At 68.0% G+C, this 18,604-nt stretch carries 16 protein-coding genes and 1 riboswitch; of the genes, 8 read left to right on the forward strand and 8 right to left on the reverse strand.

Annotated features, from left to right (window positions below):
- Positions 1 to 106 precede the first annotated feature (106 nt).
- The 4 genes from AC5Y3P_RS21690 to trpS all read right to left on the reverse strand — a co-directional run bounded on the left by AC5Y3P_RS21690 (position 107) and on the right by trpS (position 4,007).
- Positions 107 to 991 carry a type IV toxin-antitoxin system AbiEi family antitoxin gene (locus AC5Y3P_RS21690; RefSeq protein WP_500048001.1) on the reverse strand — a complete coding sequence of 295 codons (885 nt, stop codon included), beginning with the start codon at positions 989 to 991 and terminating at the stop codon, positions 107 to 109.
- 62 nt (positions 992 to 1,053) lie between these two features.
- Positions 1,054 to 1,923, reverse strand: a complete 870-nt coding sequence (locus AC5Y3P_RS21695) for an NAD(P)H-dependent flavin oxidoreductase (RefSeq protein WP_500048002.1) — start codon at positions 1,921 to 1,923, stop codon at positions 1,054 to 1,056.
- Entirely contained in the window at positions 1,920 to 2,960 is a 1,041-nt protein-coding gene (yhjD, locus tag AC5Y3P_RS21700) for an inner membrane protein YhjD (protein WP_500048003.1), read from the reverse strand. Before yhjD ends, AC5Y3P_RS21695 begins: the two co-directional genes overlap by 4 nt.
- 21 nt (positions 2,961 to 2,981) lie before the next feature.
- On the reverse strand, positions 2,982 to 4,007 hold the full coding sequence (gene trpS, locus AC5Y3P_RS21705) for a tryptophan--tRNA ligase (protein ID WP_500048004.1): 1,026 nt from the start codon (positions 4,005 to 4,007) through the stop codon (positions 2,982 to 2,984).
- Positions 4,008 to 4,106: 99 nt separating this feature from the next.
- On the opposite strand from trpS, the gene AC5Y3P_RS21710 reads away from it, so the two are divergent.
- Positions 4,107 to 5,003 carry a class I SAM-dependent methyltransferase gene (locus tag AC5Y3P_RS21710; protein ID WP_500048005.1) on the forward strand — a complete coding sequence of 299 codons (897 nt, stop codon included), beginning with the start codon at positions 4,107 to 4,109 and terminating at the stop codon, positions 5,001 to 5,003.
- Here the strand turns inward: AC5Y3P_RS21710 and AC5Y3P_RS21715 are convergent.
- Positions 5,000 to 5,800, reverse strand: a complete 801-nt coding sequence (locus AC5Y3P_RS21715) for an exodeoxyribonuclease III (protein WP_500048006.1) — start codon at positions 5,798 to 5,800, stop codon at positions 5,000 to 5,002. The two genes, AC5Y3P_RS21710 and AC5Y3P_RS21715, sit on opposite strands and share 4 nt — an antisense overlap.
- Positions 5,801 to 5,885: 85 nt before the next feature.
- Between AC5Y3P_RS21715 and ephH the strand changes: the two genes are divergently transcribed.
- The 4 genes from ephH (at position 5,886) to AC5Y3P_RS21735 (ending at position 10,252) form a co-directional block, all read left to right on the forward strand.
- Positions 5,886 to 6,722, forward strand: coding sequence for an epoxide hydrolase EphH (gene ephH / locus AC5Y3P_RS21720; RefSeq protein ID WP_500048007.1), 837 nt, complete (start codon positions 5,886 to 5,888; stop codon positions 6,720 to 6,722).
- Positions 6,723 to 6,786: 64 nt separating this feature from the next.
- Positions 6,787 to 6,906, forward strand: a riboswitch (SAM riboswitch).
- A 156-nt stretch (positions 6,907 to 7,062) separates the two neighbouring features.
- The gene (locus tag AC5Y3P_RS21725; protein ID WP_500048008.1) at positions 7,063 to 8,397 is read left to right on the forward strand and encodes a bifunctional o-acetylhomoserine/o-acetylserine sulfhydrylase; all 1,335 of its coding nucleotides are present in this window, start codon (positions 7,063 to 7,065) and stop codon (positions 8,395 to 8,397) included.
- Between the two features lie 11 nt (positions 8,398 to 8,408).
- Complete coding sequence (metX, locus tag AC5Y3P_RS21730) at positions 8,409 to 9,536, forward strand: homoserine O-acetyltransferase MetX (protein WP_500048009.1); 1,128 nt, start codon at positions 8,409 to 8,411, stop codon at positions 9,534 to 9,536.
- Positions 9,533 to 10,252 carry a class I SAM-dependent methyltransferase gene (locus tag AC5Y3P_RS21735; RefSeq protein ID WP_500048010.1) on the forward strand — a complete coding sequence of 240 codons (720 nt, stop codon included), beginning with the start codon at positions 9,533 to 9,535 and terminating at the stop codon, positions 10,250 to 10,252. Before metX ends, AC5Y3P_RS21735 begins: the two co-directional genes overlap by 4 nt.
- Positions 10,253 to 10,263: 11 nt before the next feature.
- Here the strand turns inward: AC5Y3P_RS21735 and AC5Y3P_RS21740 are convergent, their stop codons facing one another.
- The 3 genes from AC5Y3P_RS21740 to AC5Y3P_RS21750 are packed head-to-tail and all read right to left on the reverse strand — an operon-like array spanning position 10,264 to position 11,675.
- A complete protein-coding gene (locus AC5Y3P_RS21740) occupies positions 10,264 to 10,497 on the reverse strand; it encodes a hypothetical protein (protein WP_500048011.1) in 234 nt (77 codons plus the stop codon).
- A 54-nt stretch (positions 10,498 to 10,551) separates the two neighbouring features.
- Positions 10,552 to 10,833, reverse strand: coding sequence for a DUF3017 domain-containing protein (locus tag AC5Y3P_RS21745; protein ID WP_500048012.1), 282 nt, complete (start codon positions 10,831 to 10,833; stop codon positions 10,552 to 10,554).
- Positions 10,830 to 11,675 carry a bifunctional methylenetetrahydrofolate dehydrogenase/methenyltetrahydrofolate cyclohydrolase gene (locus tag AC5Y3P_RS21750; RefSeq protein WP_500048013.1) on the reverse strand — a complete coding sequence of 282 codons (846 nt, stop codon included), beginning with the start codon at positions 11,673 to 11,675 and terminating at the stop codon, positions 10,830 to 10,832. Before AC5Y3P_RS21750 ends, AC5Y3P_RS21745 begins: the two co-directional genes overlap by 4 nt.
- Before the next feature lie 69 nt (positions 11,676 to 11,744).
- Here AC5Y3P_RS21750 and AC5Y3P_RS21755 point away from each other — a divergent pair, with 69 nt between their 5' ends.
- The 3 genes from AC5Y3P_RS21755 to AC5Y3P_RS21765 all read left to right on the forward strand — a co-directional run bounded on the left by AC5Y3P_RS21755 (position 11,745) and on the right by AC5Y3P_RS21765 (position 18,031).
- A complete protein-coding gene (locus AC5Y3P_RS21755) occupies positions 11,745 to 12,926 on the forward strand; it encodes an NADH:flavin oxidoreductase (RefSeq protein ID WP_500048014.1) in 1,182 nt (393 codons plus the stop codon).
- A 59-nt stretch (positions 12,927 to 12,985) separates the two neighbouring features.
- Complete coding sequence (locus AC5Y3P_RS21760; RefSeq protein WP_500048015.1) at positions 12,986 to 15,682, forward strand: FHA domain-containing protein; 2,697 nt, start codon at positions 12,986 to 12,988, stop codon at positions 15,680 to 15,682.
- 111 nt (positions 15,683 to 15,793) lie between these two features.
- The gene (locus tag AC5Y3P_RS21765) at positions 15,794 to 18,031 is read left to right on the forward strand and encodes an NADP-dependent isocitrate dehydrogenase (protein ID WP_500048016.1); all 2,238 of its coding nucleotides are present in this window, start codon (positions 15,794 to 15,796) and stop codon (positions 18,029 to 18,031) included.
- The last annotated feature ends 573 nt before the right edge of the window (positions 18,032 to 18,604 follow it).

Below are 18,604 nucleotides of genomic sequence, written 5' to 3' on the forward strand. Positions count from 1 at the left end.
CCATTCCTCACTCGACACCACCCGGCCTACGCCATTCCTCACTCGACACGACACGGGCACCGCATTCCTCACCCGACACACGGGCACCGCATCCCGCACCCAGCACCTACTCGTCGTAGAGGTCCCCGCGCCGAAGCAGACCCCGCAACCGACGTGGATCGCGTGGCACCCCAGCTTCTTCCACGCGCCGCACGATCGCCGCCTCACGGTCCCCGGCCAGCACCACGAGTCGGTTCCAATCCCGATTCCCGATGTACTCCGCACGCTTCACGTCATGCTGATACTGCTTGGCATCAGTTCGATGTTGTTCACCGTCATACTCGGCGGCCACCATGAAGTCCTTCCAGCCCAGATCGAGGTGATAGAGCGGTAGCCCATCCGGGCCCGGCACCGGGATCTGGGTCTCCGGCGGTGGGAAACCCGCAACCAGCAACAGAAGTCGCAGCCAGGTTTCCTTCGGCGACTGCGACCCAGCGTCCACTAGTTCCAGCACTTCGGCGAGTCTGCCGATACCGCGCAAACCCCGGTGCCGCGCGGCGATCGCCAGCACAGCGGCGGGGTCGAAACCCGTTGCCCGCGCCAGCGCATCCAAGCGTTCCACGGCATGCCCGACAGAACCGCGCCGAGCCAGGTCCAGCGCGGTCCGTTCCGGCGTGGTCACCTGCATCCCGCGCACCAACGCGATCTCGTTGTCCAACAGCACATCCCGGTGCGTAACGATGCCCTGCGGAGACTTGTTGTGCGGATGCCGCAACTCGATGGGCACACTCCAGTCCACCCACAGCGAACCGTGCAGCGACGACGCCGCCAGTCCGGTGATCACCGCCGCGCGGCGCGACCACAGCCAGGCCGCCAGAATCCGGTCATCGAGCGACCATCGCATTCCTTTGGGCGCATAGACATCGGGCAACACTCGGCTGTGGTCGGCTCGCAGCTGATAGCGAGTCACTGTCCCGGCAGCCAGCGCCTCCGAGCCGATCAGGATCTCCATGTAGTGACGATGGCAGGGATCACCCGCAGCCGTGCACAACCATCCACAGCCCGCACGGTCAGCTAACCCCGACGGGCCAACAACTCACCGGCACCTTCGGCCAACGCGCGCACTACCTGCGCCGCCGACTGCTCAGCCCGCAGCATGCCGACACCTTGCCCGGCATTGACCGGCGTCGCCGCCCCGGCCTCGTCGACCAGCACCCGCTCGGGAATGTCTGCCGGCCAACGGTATCCAGCAGCGACATCGAACTCGGACGTCAACGTGGTCTGCACCGACGAGGCCGCCAGCAGCGCCGCGCGCGCCTCCTCACCGGTCAGTGCCTCCACACAAGCCGTGAACGCGGTGCCGATCCAGGCCCCGGAAGCGCCGGCTGCCAACACCGCGGCCAGCCCACGCGCCGAGCCGATCCCGCCAGCCGCGAGCACCGGCACGTCGATGGCGTCGAGCACCTCACACAGCAACGGCAGCGTGCCCAACCGCGGCGCACCGTGCCCGCCGCCTTCGAAGCCGCGTGCGACGACGACGTCGACGCCCTCGTCGACCGCGCGGCGGGCGGCGTCGACGTCGGCGACCTGGGTGGCGACCGCGACGCCGGCGTCGTGCGCCCGGGAAACCCAGGACCATTCATCACCGAAGCTCACCGACAACAGCGTCGGGCGTGCGGCCAACGCCACTTCCAACAGTTCGGGATCATCGCGGCTCACCCAGTGCACCAAGCCGATTCCGAAATGCTCGGGCCGCGGGTCGAGCGCGGCCAGTTGCGCACGCAGCATGCCTGCCCGCGCCGAGCTGCCCATCCCGATCATGCCCAGCCCACCGGCCGCCGACACCGCGGCAGCCAGCCGACCGCCCGCGGCACCGCCCATCGGGGCGTTGACGATCGGGACCGCCAAACCGAGGGCACGCGACCAGGCCGTGGACAGCGTCATCTGGGGCTCCTGCCTCGCAGTCGGGAAAGCCCCAGCGCACCAACCAGTCCGGCACCGAACGCCACCGCGGCCTGCATCGGCGCCAGCCCGGGTCGGGTGATCACCCGGTTGTGGATCACGGCCGGCGCCGGGGGCGCGACGACGTCTTCGCGCAGGTTGTCCTTCGACGTCGCCGCCCACGCAGTCGAGAACAAGATCAGCCGAGCGGTGATGTAGGCGAACACCATCAGACCCAGCACCGGGCCGAATGTGGCACCCGCGGGACCGGTGAGTACCGATTTCAGGTAGATCGAGGCCACCTGCTTGAACACCTCGAACCCGACGGCCGCGATCAGCCCGGCCCGCATGCTGCTGCGGAAACTGATCGATTCCCGCGGCAGCCGCGCGATCATCCAGGTGAACAGCAGCCACGACACCAAAAGCGACAGCAGCAGCGACGCGACCTGCAAGATCCCACTGAGCACCGTCGCGTCGCGCACCCCGAGCCACAACACCATTCGCTTGGTGAGTGAACTGTTGCCCAGCGCGGTCAGGCCGATGGTCAAGGTCAGTGCGACGAACGCCGAGAGCAGCGCCAGCAGATCGGAGAACTTGGTGCGCAGGAATCCGGGCTTCTTGGCGCGATACAGGCCCCACATCTGGCTGAGCGCCTCGCGCAGATTGGCCATCCAGCCCAGCCCGGCCCACGCCGCGGTGGCCAAACCGATCACGCCGACCGAGGCACGCGAGTCGATCGCCGAATCCATCAGCTGGATCAACTGGTCGCCGAGGTCACCGCTGACCACTTCGCGGATCCGGTCTTCGATCTCGGCGAGCAGTTCGGGGCGGCCGGCCAACACGAAACCACCGATCGCGAACCCGACCATCAGGACCGGGAACATCGAGAAGACGGTGAAGTAGGTGATGCCGGCGGCGTAGAAGTCGCCTTTGCTGTCGGTGTAGCGCTGCTGCGCGCGCATGACGTGGTCGAACCACGGCATCCGCGCGCGCAATCGGTCCAGAAATCCGGGCTCTTTCGAATCATCCGACTCGGTCACGACGGCCTCCGGAGCTCGCGGTCAGGATTGCGGTAAGAACCCTAACGCCTCGTATACCCGGTTCAAGGTCTTTGCAGACACCTCGCGGGCCCGCGCCGCGCCGGCGGCCAGCACGGCCTCGAGTTCGGCCGGGTCAGCCAGCAATTCGTCAACCCGGGTCTTGATCGGTGTGACGAACTCAACGACCGCCTCGGCCGTGTCCTTCTTCAGATCGCCGTAGCCACGGCCCTGGTATCCGGCGACCAGCGTGTCGATCTCGGCGCCGGTGACCGCCGACTGGATGGTCAGCAGATTGGACACGCCGGCCTTGGCGACCGGGTCATAGCGGATCTCGCGCTCGCTGTCGGTGACCGCCGACCGGATCTTCTTGGCGGTGCGCGCCGGATCGGCCAGCAGCTCGATCAGACCGGCGTCGGTGGCCGCGGACTTGCTCATCTTGGCGGTCGGGTCGGCCAGGTCGTAGATCTTGGCGGTGGCCTTGGGGATCATCGGTTCCGGGATGACGAAGGTGTCCGGGAACCGGGCGTTGAACCGCTGCGCGACGTCGCGGGTCAGCTCCAGGTGCTGGCGCTGGTCCTCGCCGACCGGGACCAGCTGCGCGTCGTAGAGCAGGATGTCGGCGGCCATCAGCACCGGGTAGGTGAACAGCCCGACGTTGGTGGCGTCCGCACCGTGCCGCGCCGACTTGTCCTTGAACTGCGTCATCCGTGAGGCCTGCCCGAACCCGGTGAAACAGCCCAGCGCCCAGGCCAATTGGGTGTGCGCCGGCACGTGGCTTTGCACGAAGATGGTGGACCGCGCCGGGTCGATGCCCAACGCCAGGTACTGCGCCGCGGTCACCAGGGTGCGTCGGCGCAGCACCGCGGGATCCAGGTCGGCCGGCACCGTGATGGCGTGCAGGTCGACCACGCAGAAGAAGGCGTCGTACTCGTCCTGCATGCCGACCCACTGCTTGATCGCGCCCAGCGCATTGCCGAGGTGCAGGGAATCGGAGGTGGGTTGCACGCCAGAGAAGACGACCGGGCGACCCGCGTTGTTGGTGCTCATGATCCTCCGATCTTGTCATGTGCCCTGCGACGAGCCGAAATGGATTACCGGCCCCGGCACCGACGTCCGCTGACAGCGGCCCGGCGTAGCGTTCGTGTCATGCGTAGTGAGGGCGACACCTGGGACATCACCACCAGCGTCGGGTCGACGGCACTGTTCGTCGCCGCGGCCCGGGCCTTGGAGGCCCAGAAGCCCGATCCTCTGGCCACCGACCCGTTCGCCGAGGTGTTCTGCCGCGCGGTCGGCGGCAGCTGGGCCGACGTGCTCGACGGCACCGTCCCCGAACATCCGTTGCGCAGCGCCGAGTTCGGCGAACACTTCGTGACCTACCAGGGCGCACGCACCCGCTACTTCGACAACTACTTCAAGGTTGCGGCCGACGCCGGCGTGCGCCAGGTGGTGCTGCTGGCCGCGGGTCTGGACTCCCGGGCCTACCGACTGGACTGGCCGGACGGCAGCACCATCTTTGAGCTGGACCAGCCGCAGGTGCTGGACTTCAAACGCGAGGTGTTGGCCACCCACGGCGCCCAGCCGCGCGCGACCCGCCGCGAAATCGCCGTCGACCTGCGCGACGACTGGGCCACCGCGCTGCGCGACGCCGGATTCGACCCGCATCTGCCCTCGGCCTGGATCGCCGAGGGATTGCTGATGTACCTGCCGGCCGACGCGCAGGAGCAACTGTTCACCGGCATCGACGCGCTGGCCTGTTCGGCCAGCCACGTCGCCGTCGAGGACGGCGACCCGATGGACGACGACGCCTACGCGGCGGCAGTGGAGGAGGAACGCAACGCCGACCAGGAGAACGTCTTCTTCCAGCTGGTCTACAACGAGCAGCACCAGCCCGCCGACCAGTGGTTCGGTGCACACGGTTGGACCGCGGTCGAGACCCGGTTGACCGACTATCTGCCCGAGCTCGGCCGCCCGCTGCCCGAACACGACACCGCGGCCCGCGACATGTTCGACCGTGCCGCGCTGGTGCGCGCGGTAAAAATTTAGCGGTACTCCACGGTGACCGGGGCGTGGTCGGACCAGCGCAGCGCGTAGGCCTCGGGCCGCTCGGTGCCGGCCGAGACCACGCCGCCGGCCAGCCCGGGCGTGGCCAGCTGGTAGTCGATGCGCCAGCCGGCGTCGTTGTCGAAGGCCTTGCCGCGCCAGGACCACCAGCTGTACGGGCCGGGCACGTCGGGATGAGCCTGGCGCACCACGTCGGTCCAGCCCGACGCCAGTAACTCGCCCACCCAGGCCCGCTCCGAGGGCAGGAACCCGGACTTTTTGACGTTGCCCTTCCAGTTCTTGATGTCCAGCTCGGTGTGCCCGATGTTCCAGTCGCCGCACACCACGGCTTCCCGGCCGGCCGCGGCCAGCTTGGCCATCCGCTCTGCGGTGGCGACCATGAAGCGTTCCTTTTCCAGCTGCCGTTCGGTTTCGGCCTCACCGGTCGGGACGTAGATGCTGGCCACCGTCACACCCGCGGTGTCCACCTCGAGGTAACGCCCGTGGGCTTCGAATTCTGCTGCGCCGCAGCCGATCCGCACGGCATCGAAGGACGTCCTGGACAGCACCGCGACGCCGTTGCGGCCCTTGCGGTCCGAGTCGGCCGACGCCAGATGCCAGCCGTCGGCCAGGGCCGGGGCCAGCGCGTCGGCCAGCTGGTCGTCGCCGGCCCGGACTTCCTGCAGGCAGATCACGTCGGCGCGGGTTTGTTTCAACCAGGCCAGCAGCCCCAGGTTCTCGGTGGAGCGCTGCTTGACTGCCGCGCGGATGCCGTTGACGTTGATGGTCGTGACGATCACGGGCGCCACCCTATCCGGGGCCGCCGACCGTCTCGAGCCCTGCGAGTCGATACCGCCGGTACTGGATATTGCTATGGTCGGTGGCATGGCGTTCCACCGCGAACCGATCCACCTCGGATCAGGTGAACCTGTCCTGTTGTTGCACCCGTTCCTGCTGTCGCAGGAGGTGTGGAACACCGTCGCGCCGATCATCGCCGACACCGGCCGCTACGAGGTGTTCGCGCCCACCATGGTCGGCCACCACGGTGGACCGCGCTCGGACACCTGGATGCTGGGCACCGAGGTGTTCGCCGACGCCGTCGAGGCCCAGCTGGACGAGTTGGGCTGGGACACCGCGCACATCGTCGGCAACTCACTGGGCGGCTGGGTGTCCTTCGAGCTGGAACGACGGGGCCGGGCGCGCACCCTGACCGCGATCGCGCCGGCCGGCGGCTGGAGTTACTACTCGCCGGTGAAGTTCGAGATCGTGGGCAAGTTCATGGCCGGCGGACCGGTGCTGCTTGCCGCCCGCATCCTGGGCCGACGGATCCTGCTGCTGCCGTTCGCCCGCCGCATCGCCACCTGGCCGCTGAGCGGTCCTGCCGACGGTCCGAGCAGCAAGGAACTGGTGACCGTCGTCGACGACGCCACGCACTGCCCGGCCTATTTCCAGATGCTGGTCAAGTCGCTGACCGCGCCCGGGCTGCGTGAACTGGCCGAATCCAAGGCCCCGGTGCACCTGGTGACCTGCGAATACGACCGGGTGCTGCCGTTCCCGCGGTTCGCCAACCACTTCGCGCGGTATCTGCCCGCCACCGCCCGAACCACACATTTGACCGGGGTCGGGCATGTCCCGATGTTCGAAGCGCCCGGCCTGATCGCCGAGCTGATCCTCGACTTCCTCGACGAGCACTCCGCCGAACCCGGCCGGCTGGGCGCCTGACGGCTGTTCGGCCTGCTCCGCACGCGCTGACAACCCGCTGAGCAAGTGCGATATCCTGCATATCGGTCATGAGTGCCAGCGAAAAGCCCCGGCTTGCTGGCCGGCAACCCTCCAACCGCGGTGGGGTGCCCCGGGTGATGACCAGGTTGAGTAGTTGACAACAGCTACACGGCAAGCGCGGGTCCGACCCTCCGGGCCCCATGAGAGACAGGGAAGCCTGATGCGGCCTGAAACACCCCAACACTGTTGATGCTGACGCAGCTCTGGCTCTCGTCGTCCCCGACGGACGCGAGCTAGCTTCCGGCACCCCCAAGACCTTCTTCCCAGGAGACCGTTACCCATGAGCACCGAAGACCCCACCGCCACCTGGTCCTTCGAAACCAAGCAGGTGCACGCCGGGCAGGCCCCGGACGCTGCGACCAACGCCCGGGCGCTACCGATCTACGCCACCACGTCCTACACCTTCGACAGCACCGACCACGCCGCCGCGCTGTTCAGCCTGGCCGAGCCGGGCAACATCTACACCCGGATCATGAACCCGACCACCGACACCGTCGAGCAGCGGGTCGCCGCCCTCGAAGGTGGTGTGGCCGCGCTGTTCCTGTCCTCCGGGCAGGCAGCCTCGACGTTCTCGATTCTGAACCTGGCCAACGCCGGTGATCACATCGTGTCCAGCCCGCGGCTGTACGGCGGCACCTACAACCTGTTCGCCCACACGCTGGCCAAGCTGGGCATCGAGGTCAGCTTCGTGCAGAACCCGGACGACCTGGATTCCTGGCGCGCCGCGGTCCGGCCGAACACCAAGGCGTTCTTCGGCGAGTCGATCTCCAACCCGCAGATCGACATCCTCGACATTCCGGGGGTCTCGTCCGTCGCGCACGACAACGGTGTTCCGCTGATCGTGGACAACACCATCGCCACCCCGTACCTGATCCAGCCGCTGGCGCACGGCGCCGACATCGTGGTGCACTCGGCGACCAAATATCTCGGCGGGCACGGCACCTCGATCGCCGGCGTGCTGGTCGACGGCGGCACCTTCGACTGGACCCAGGGTCGCCATCCCGGGTTCACCGAGCCCGATCCCAGCTACCACGGCGTGGTGTACGCCGACCTGGGCGCACCCGCATTCGCGCTCAAGGCCCGCGTGCAGCTGCTGCGGGACCTGGGCCCGGCGCTCTCGCCGTTCAACGCGTTCCTGGTTGCGCAGGGTTTGGAGACGCTGAGCCTGCGGGTGGAGCGGCACGTCGCCAATGCCCAGAAGGTCGCCGAGTACCTGGCCGGCCGTCCCGACGTGACCAGCGTCAACTACGCCGGGCTGCCCGACTCGCCGTGGTACGAGTTGGGAAAGAAGTTGGCGCCCAAGGGCACCGGCGCGGTGCTGGCCTTCGAACTGGCCGGCGGAGCCGCCGCGGGCAAGGCCTTCGTCGACGCCCTCACGCTGCACAGCCATGTCGCCAACATCGGTGACGTGCGCTCGCTGGTGATCCACCCGGCCTCCACCACCCACCAACAGCTCTCCGAGCAGGAACAACTGGCCAGCGGCGTCACCCCGGGTCTGGTTCGGCTGGCGGTCGGCATCGAAGGGATCGACGACATCCTCGCCGATCTGGAACGCGGATTCGCGGCCGCCAACCGGGTGGGTGACGCGAATTCGCAACCCGTGGCGGCGTCTTGAGCGAGCCTGACGTGACCATCTCCGAAGAACGCACGCAATACGCCGCGCTGCCCGCCGAGGGCGAGACCGCGATCATCGACATCGGCAGCCTGACGCTGGAAAGCGGCAAGGTGATCGACGACGTCAGCATCGCCGTGCAGCGCTGGGGTGAACTCTCCCCCACCCGCGACAACGTCGTGATGGTGCTGCACGCCCTGACCGGCGATTCGCACATCACCGGCCCGGCCGGCCCCGGTCATCCGACCCCGGGCTGGTGGGACGGCGTCGCCGGCCCGGGCGCCCCGATCGACACCACCAAGTGGTGCGCGGTGGCCACCAATGTGCTCGGCGGCTGCCGCGGCTCCACCGGCCCCAGCTCGCTGGCCCGCGACGGCAAGCCGTGGGGCTCACGCTTCCCGCTGATCTCGATCCGGGACCAGGTCAACGCCGACCTGGCGGCGCTGGCCGCGCTCGGTGTCACGCAGGTCGCCGCGGTGATGGGCGGCTCGATGGGTGGGGCCCGCGCGCTGGAGTGGATCGTCGGGCATCCGGACACCGTGCGCGCCGGGCTGATCCTGGCCGTCGGTGCCCGTGCCACCGCCGACCAGATCGGCACGCAGAGCACCCAGATCGCGGCCATCAAGGCCGACCCGAACTGGCAGGGCGGCGACTATCACGACACCGGCCGCAGCCCTGACGCCGGGCTGCAGATCGCGCGCCGGTTCGCGCATCTGACCTATCGCGGTGAGGTCGAGCTGGACACCCGGTTCGGCAACGCCGCCCAAGGCGACGAGGACATCCTCGACGGTGGCCGCTACGCGGTGCAGAGCTACCTGGAACACCAGGGCGTCAAGCTGGTCGACCGGTTCGACGCCGGCAGCTACGTGATCCTGTCCGAATCGCTGTCCAACCACGACGTGGGCCGCGGCCGCGGTGGCGTGGACGCCGCGCTGCAGTCCTGTCCGGTGCCGGCCGTGGTCGGCGGGATCACCTCGGATCGGCTCTACCCGCTGCGGCTGCAGCAGCAGCTGGCCGAGTTGCTGCCCGGCTGCGCGGCCTTGGACGTCGTCGAATCCTCTTGCGGCCATGATGGTTTCCTGGTCGAGACCGATGCCGTCAGCCCGCTGATCCGGCGCACCCTGGAGTTGGCCGAGAAGTGACGCAACGTTCGCTGTCCTTCGGCTCACAGGCCGCTGCCTACGAACGCGGCCGCCCGTCCTATCCGCCCGAGGCGATCGACTGGCTGCTGCCGCCCGATGCCCGCGACGTGCTCGACCTCGGCGCCGGCACCGGCAAGTTGACCACCCGACTGGTCGAACGTGGCCTCAACGTGGTGGCCGTCGACCCGATCGCCGAAATGCTCGAGGTGCTCAGCACCGCGCTGCCGGACACCCCGGCGCTGCTCGGCACCGCCGAGGAGATTCCGCTGCCCGACGACAGCGTCGACGCCGTCCTGGTCGCCCAGGCCTGGCACTGGTTCGATCCGGCGCGCGCCGTCCCCGAGTTGGTGCGGGTGCTGCGTCCGGGCGGTCGGCTGGGTCTGGTGTGGAACACCCGCGATGAGCGCATGGGCTGGGTCAAGGCGCTGGGCCAGATCATCGGGCACGAACGCGACCCGTTCAGCCAGGAAGTCACACTGCCGGCGCCGTTCACCGAAGTGCAACGCCACCAAGTGGAATGGACCAGCTACCTGACCCCGCAGGCGCTGATCGACCTGGTGGCCTCGCGCAGCTACTGCATCACCTCACCGGCCGAGGTCCGCAGTCGCACCCTCGGCGAGGTGCGCGAGCTGCTGGCCACGCATCCGGCCCTGGCCGGCGCGTCCGGGCTGGCCCTGCCCTACGTCACGGTGTGCATCCGCGCGACGGTGGGTTGAGCTGATCGAATTTAGTTGGGCCGCTTGTGTTCTGCATCCCACTGGTTCAACAGCAGCCCGAAACCGTTGGCCCGCAGACTGATCCGCAACGACTTGTTCGGATCATGGTCATCGAGCCAGTGCGTCAACACATCTTGTTGACGGTGCACCGGCTGATCTTCGACGTGCAGCGAACGCAATAAACTGGGCAAGGTGTCCGGCGAATCGTCGCCGTCTCGCCCCTTCTTCTCCAGTAGTGCCCCCATGCGGGCATTTTAGTGAGCCGGCCGGCAGTTCGGATCGGAATCCGGACAACAGCTTCAGTTGGTACCCAGCGGGTCGATGGTCAAGGCGATCACCATCACCGACACGCACACCGCGGACATCGTGACGAAGTCGACGGTCTTGCCGCGCACCACCAGCAGGCCGGCTTGGCGTTCCGGCAGGATCAGCCGCAGCGCGGCAGCCAGCCCGACGCCGATCCCGATCAACAGCGCGCCGCGACGCCAGAAGCCGGCGGCCACCAACGCGAAGGCGGCCATGAAGGTCAGTGCGACGGTCAGGATCGGCCACTGGGACCGGATCGCCGTCTGCACGCTCATGCCGACTCGACCCGCTCGACGACGTTGGTCAGCAGGAACGCCCGGGTCAACGGTCCGACCCCGCCCGGGTTGGGCGAGACGTGACCGGCGACGTCCCAGACGTCCGGGTGCACGTCACCGGTGAGTTTGCCGTCCACCCGGCTCACGCCGACGTCGACGACGGCGGCTCCCGGGCGCACCATGTCGGCGGTCACCAGGTGCGGCACACCGACGCCGGCGACGATGATGTCGGCCTGCCGGGTGAGCGCCGCCAAGTCCCGAGTTCCGGTGTGGCACAACGTGACCGTGGCGTTCTCCGAGCGCCGGGTGAGCAGCAGCCCGAGCGGGCGACCGACCGTGACACCGCGCCCGATCACCACCACGTGCGCGCCGGCGATCGGCACGTCGTAGCGGCGCAGCAGGTGCACGATGCCGCGCGGCGTGCACGGCAGCGGCGCCGGCTTGCCCAGCACCAGCCGGCCCAGGTTGGTCGGGTGCAGCCCGTCGGCGTCCTTGTCCGGGTCGATGCGCTCGAGTGCGGCGTTCTCGTCGAGGTGCTTGGGCAACGGCAACTGCACGATGTAGCCGGTGCACTCCGGGTTGGCGTTCAGCTCGTCGATGGTCGCGTCGAGCTGGGCCTGGCTGATGTCGGCGGGCAGATCGCGGCGGATCGAGGTGATGCCGACCTTCGCGCAGTCGGCGTGCTTGCCCCGCACATAGGCCTGCGAGCCGGGATCGTCACCGACCAGGATCGTGCCCAGACCGGGCGTGCGGCCCGCCGCGGTCAGCTTTGCCACCCGTTCGGCGAGATCGACGAAGATCTCGTCGCGCGTGGCCTTACCGTCCAGAACTGTCGCACCCACGCCAGACATTGTTGCACCGGCCCCGACCCCCTTTGACACAGCGGGACCGCGCGGTGTTGAGTTCGCTATGTGAACACCAGCCCCGATGTGTTCAGTCCGGCCAAGCTCGGCCCACTGACCTTGCGCAACCGCATCATCAAGGCAGCCACCTTCGAGGCCGCCAGCCCAGATGCGTTGGTCACCGACGACCTGATCAACTTCCACGTCCGGCCCGCGGCCGGCGGCGTCGGGATGACCACGGTCGCCTACTGCGCGGTGGCCCCGGGCGGGCGCACCGACGGCTGGCAGATCTGGATGCGCCCGGAGGCGATCCCGGGTCTGCGCCGACTGACCGACGCCGTGCACGCCGAGGGTGCGGCGATCAGCGCGCAGATCGGGCACGCCGGCCCGGTCGCCAACGCCAAGACCAACAAGGCCCGCGCGCTGGCCCCGGTCCGGTTCTTCAACCCGCTGTCGATGCGGTTCGCCAAGAAGGCCACCGCCGACGACATCCGGGACGTGATGGAAGCGCACGCCGATGCCGCGCGGCTGGCGATCGAGGCCGGGTTCGACGCCGTCGAGATCCACCTCGGGCACAACTATCTGGCCTCCTCGTTCCTGAGCCCGCTGATCAACCGTCGCACCGACGAGTTCGGCGGCTCGCTTCAGAACCGGGCCAAGGTGGCCCGCGGCACGGTGCTGGCCGTGCGCCGGGCGGTCGGCGATCGGATCGCGGTGACCGCAAAGCTGAACATGAGCGACGGCGTGCGCGGCGGGATCAACATCGAGGAGTCGATGCAGACCGCGAAGTGGCTGGAGGAAGACGGCGGGCTGGATGCCCTGCAGCTGACCGCCGGCAGCTCGCTGGTCAACCCGATGTACCTGTTCCGCGGCGGCGCCCCGGTCAAGGAGTTCTCCAAGGTGTTCAAGCCACCGATCCGCTGGGGCATGCGGATGGTCGGCAAGAACTTCCTGCGCAGCTACCCGTATCACGACGCCTACCTGATGCGCGATGCCGAGAAGTTCCGCAACGAACTGTCGTTGCCGCTGATCCTGCTCGGCGGGGTGACCAACCGCGCCACCATGGACAAGGCGATGGCGGCCGGTTTCGACTTCGTCGCGATGGGCCGCGCGCTGTTGGCCGAACCGGATCTGCTGAACCGGATCCAGGCCGACGCGTCGGTGCAATCGATTTGCGACCACTGCAATCTGTGCATGCCCACCATCTACAATCACACCCACTGCGTGCTGACCGGGGCCCCGTATCGCTGACGAGCCGGAGCCACGCTAGTGCCGCTGACTGACGGGTGCTGCCGTTAGAGTTGGTCGCGATGACACGCTCAGCTGCGCCTGCCCTGACCGTCCGCTACGACGGGTCCGCTCGTACTTTCGCCCCGGGCAACGACGTCGTAATCGGCCGTGACCTGCGTGCCGATGTCCGGATCGCGCACCCCCTGATCTCCCGGGCGCACCTGGTGTTGCGCTTCGACCAGGGCCGGTGGACCGCGGTCGACAACGGTTCGCTCAATGGGATGTTCGTGCACGGCCGTCGGGTGCCCAACGTCGACCTGCAGGACGGCACCACGGTCAACATCGGCAACCCGGACGGCCCGCAGCTGCGCTTCGAGGTGGGCCGGCACACCGGCGCGGTGGGCAGCCCGCCGCAGACCACCGCGCTGCGCACCAACTACCCGACCGGCGCGCCGAGTGGGCCGCGTCCGGCCGGCTATCCCGCGGCGCCGCCGTCGCAGCCGCAACGTCCGGCCTACCCGCCGGCGCCCAGCGGTGGCTGGCCGGCAGGTCCGCCGTCGACGCCGTCGGGCCCGGCCGCCCGGCCGCAGCCGCCCGGCTACCCGGGCAGCGGGCCGGCCGCGTCCGCGCCGCACATCCCGGCGTCCGGACCCGCCCCGCTGGCACCGCCGCCGTCGTCGGCCAACGTGGCGACCCAGATGGGTCCGGCCGTCGGCTCCGGTGACGGCAACCTGGCCACCAGCATGCTCAAGATCCTGCGGCCCGGCCGCGGCGGTCCGGAGCTGCCGGCCGGCGCGGTGAAGATCGGTCGCGCCACCGACAACGACATCGTCGTCCCGGACGTGCTGGCCTCCCGCCACCACGCCACCATGATCCCGGGCCCGGGCGGCACCCGGATCGTCGACAACCGCAGCATCAACGGCACGTTCGTCAACGGTCAGCGGGTCGACACCGCGTTGCTGAACGACGGCGACGTGGTCACCATCGGTAACGTCGACCTCTCGTTCGTCGGCGGCACGCTGAGTCGACGCTCGCAGACCGCCACCGACACCCGCACCGGCGGCCTCGAGGTGCATGGTCTGACCTGGACCATCGAGGGCAACAAGACGCTGCTGAACAACATTTCGATCGACGCGCGGCCGGGCACCTTGACCGCGATCATCGGCCCGTCCGGTGCCGGTAAGTCCACGTTCGCCAAACAGGTTGCCGGCCTTACCCATCCGACCAGCGGCACGGTCACCTTCGAAGGCCACAACATCCACGCCGAGTACGCCGGTCTGCGTTCCCGAATCGGGATGGTGCCCCAGGACGACGTGGTGCACGGCCAGCTCACGGTGCGCCAGGCCCTGATGTACGCCGCCGAGCTGCGGCTGCCGCCGGATACCACCAAGGCCGACCGCGAACAGGTCGTCATGCAGGTGCTCGAAGAGCTCGAGATGACCAACCACCTCGACACCCGCGTGGACAAGCTCTCCGGCGGTCAGCGCAAACGCGCGTCGGTGGCGCTGGAACTGCTGACCGGCCCGTCGCTGCTGATCCTGGACGAGCCGACCTCGGGTCTGGACCCGGCGCTGGACCGCCAGGTCATGACGATGCTGCGCCAGCTGGCCGACGCCGGCCGCGTGGTGCTGGTGGTGACCCACTCGCTGACCTATCTGGATGTCTGCGATCAGGTGCTGCTGCTCGCACCCGGCGGCAAGACCGCGTTCTACGGCCCGCCGTCGCAGATCGGCCCGGAGCTGGGCACCACCAACTGGGCCGACATCTTCTCCAGCGTGGCCGCCGATCCGGACGAAGCCAACCGGCGCTACAAGGAACGCACCGGTCCGCAGCCCGCCGCGCCACCCTCGCAGCAGGCCGCCGACCTGGGTGAGCCGGCCAAGACCAGTCTGCGTCGGCAGTTCTCGACGGTGGCGCGCCGGCAGGTCAAGCTGATCATCTCGGACCGCGGCTATTCGGCGTTCTTGATGTTCTTGCCGTTCATCATGGGTGTGCTGTCGCTGTCGGTGCCGGGCGGCGGTCCGGACGGCAGCAACATCGGGTTCGGCGTGCCGATACCCGCCGTGCAAGGCGGCGCGGCGCCCAACGAACCGGGCCAGATCCTGGTGATGCTCAACGTCGGCGCCATCTTCATGGGCACCGCGCTGACCATCCGCGCGCTGATCGGCGAGAAGGCGATCTTCCGCCGCGAACAGGCCGTCGGGCTGTCCACCACCGCGTATCTGCTGGCCAAGGTGGTGGTGTTCGCGATCTTCGCGGTGATCCAGTCGGCGATCGTCGTCACCATCACCCTGATCGGCAAGGGCTGGGGTGAATGCACCCAGATCCAGGGCGTTCCCGACCTGCAGTGCGCGGTCACCCGCGGCGCGTTCCTGGGCAGCCGCAACCTGGAGCTCTACATCGACATCGCCGGCACCTGTGTGGCCGCGGCGATGACCGGGCTGGCGCTGTCGGCGTTGGCGAAATCGGCCGAGCAGATCATGCCGCTGCTGGTGGTTGCGGTGATGAGCCAGCTGGTGTTCTCCGGCGGCATGATCCCGGTGACCGGGCGTGTGGTGCTCGACCAGCTGTCCTGGCTGACCCCGGCCCGCTGGGGCTTCGCCAGCTCGGCCTCGACCATCGACCTGACCCGGCTGGTGCCCGAACCGCTGCTGCCGAACGACGCGCTGTGGCATCACACCACGTCGGCCTGGCTGTTCAACATGGCGATGCTAGCGCTGATCTGCGTGGCCTACACCGGATTCGTGCGCTGGAAGATCCGGTTGCCGCGGGCGTGAGCGACGGTGTGGTCGGCCCCATCTGCACGGGCTGGCGCGGCCGCGAATAGGGTTAGCAGTACTTCACAAGCAGCTGAGCATGCCCAGCAACGACACCGGGAGAGACACGCAATGAGCGCCGAGCAGCCGACCATCATCTACACGCTGACCGACGAGGCTCCGCTGCTGGCGACGTACGCGTTCCTGCCGGTGGTCAGCACCTTCGCCGAAGCCGCCGGGATCGACGTCAAGACCAGTGACATCTCGGTGGCCGCGCGCATCCTCGCCGAGTTCGGCGACTTTTTGACCGACGAGCAGAAGGTGCCGGACAACCTGGCCGAGTTGGGCCGGCTGACCCAGCTGCCGGACACCAACATCATCAAGCTGCCCAACATCAGTGCCTCGGTGCCGCAGCTGCTGGCCGCGATCAAGGAGCTGCAGGAGAAGGGCTACGCGGTTCCGGATTTCCCGGGCGACCCCAAGACCGATGAGGAGAAGGCGCTGCGGGACCGCTACGCCAAGATCCTGGGCAGCGCAGTCAACCCGGTGCTGCGCGAGGGCAACTCGGATCGCCGCGCCCCCAAGGCCGTCAAGGAGTACGCGCGCAAGCACCCGCACAGCATGGGCGCGTGGTCGCAGGCGTCGCGCACGCACGTGGCGACCATGAAGACCGGCGACTTCTACCACGGCGAGAAGTCGATGACGCTGGACAAGGCGCGCAACGTACGCATGGAGCTGGTCACCGCCGCCGGCCCGACCATCGTGCTCAAGCCCGAGGTCCAGCTCGATGAGGGCGACGTCATCGACAGCATGTACATGAGCAAGAAGGCGCTGATCGAGTTCTACGAGGAACAGATCGACGACGCCTACAAGACCGGCGTGATGTTCTCGCTGCACGTCAAGGCCACCATGATGAAGGTTTCGCACCCGATCGTGTTCGGCCACGCGGTCAAGGTGTTCTACAAGGACGCCTTCGAAAAGCACGGCAAGCTGTTCGACGAACTGGGCGTCAACGTCAACAACGGTCTGTCCGATCTGTACAGCAAGATCGAGGTGCTGCCGGCTTCGCAGCGCGAGGAGATCATCGAGGATCTGCACCGCTGCCATGAGCACCGGCCCGAGCTGGCGATGGTGGATTCGGCCAAGGGCATCTCGAACTTCCACTCCCCCTCCGACGTCATCGTCGATGCGTCGATGCCGGCGATGATCCGGTTGGGCGGCAAGATGTACGGCGCCGACGGCCGCACCAAGGACACCAAGGCGGTCAACCCGGAGTCCACTTTCTCCCGGATGTACCAGGAGATGATCAACTTCTGCAAGACCCACGGCCAGTTCGACCCGACCACCATGGGCACCGTGCCCAACGTCGGCCTGATGGCGCAGAAGGCCGAGGAATACGGTTCGCACGACAAGACCTTCGAGATCCCCGAGCCCGGCTACGCGCGGATCGTCGACAACGACTCGGGCGAGGTGCTGCTGAGCCAGAACGTCGAAGAGGGCGACATCTGGCGGATGCCGATCGTCAAGGACGCCCCGATCCGGGACTGGGTCAAGCTGGCCGTCACCCGCGCCCGGCTGTCCGGCATGCCGGTGGTGTTCTGGCTGGACACCGAGCGCCCGCATGAGGTGGAGTTGCGCAAGAAGGTCAAGGAGTACCTGAAGGACCACGACACCGAGGGTCTGACGATTCAGATCATGCCGCAGGTGTGGGCCATGCGGTACACCATCGAGCGGGTGGTGCGCGGCCAGGACACCATCGCCGCGACCGGCAACATTCTGCGCGACTACCTGACCGACCTGTTCCCGATCCTGGAGCTGGGCACCAGCGCCAAGATGCTCTCGATCGTGCCGCTGATGGCCGGTGGCGGGCTGTACGAAACCGGCGCCGGCGGTTCGGCCCCCAAGCATGTGCACCAGCTGGTCGAGGAGAACCACCTGCGCTGGGATTCGCTCGGCGAGTTCCTGGCCCTGGGCGCCAGCCTGGAGGACCTCGGCAACAAGTCCGACAACGCCAAGGCCAAGGTGCTGGCCGCGGCGCTGGAGACCGCGACCGAGCGGTTGTTGGACGAGAACAAGTCGCCGTCGCGCAAGACCGGCGAGCTGGACAACCGGGGCAGCCAGTTCTACCTGGCGCTGTTCTGGGCGCAGGCGCTGGCGGGGCAGACCGAGGACGCCGAGCTGGCCGCGAAGTTCGCTCCGCTGGCCAAGTCGTTGGCCGAGAACGAGTCGACCATCGTCGACGAGCTGAATGCTCCGCAGGGCAATGCGGCCGACATCGGTGGCTACTACTACCCGGATCCGGAGAAGACCACCGCGGTGATGCGGCCGTCCAAGACGTTCAATGCGGCGCTGGATTCGGTCCGCTCGTAACCCTTACTCGTTGAGTTAGACACCAGGTAGGCAGTTTCGCGCAGTTCGCCTACCTGGTGTCTAACTCGATGCGCCGGTGTACAGGGTTCCTCACTCGGCGCGGGCCGGCGTACCGCATTCCTCACTCGGCGCGGGCCGGCGTACCGCATTCCTCACTCGGCGCGGGCCGGCGTACCGCATTCCTCACTCGGCGCGGGCCGGCGTACCGCATTCCTCACTCGACACTGCGGTGCCCGCGAGTGAGGAACCACGTACAGAAAGCTCGCCGAGTGAGGAATCATGCACCTCCCCACTGCCGAGCGAGGAACCACGTACACAAAGTGCGAGTAGACCTGTGCGTGACTCCTCACTCGGCACACCCGAGATACGTCATTCCTCACTCGGCACACCCGAAGTACCGCATTCCTCACTCGGCGCCCTCGGCATCGCTCAACCAGAACTGTTGCCGGCCTAGGACGTTGAGATAGACACCAGGTAGGCAGTTTCGCGGGTTTCGCCTACCTGGTGCACATCTCGATGCGTCGGGTAGGCAGTTTCACGCGTTTCGCCTACTTGATGCACATCTCGATGTCG

The sequence above is a fragment of the Mycobacterium sp. NGS45 genome (assembly GCF_059812645.1).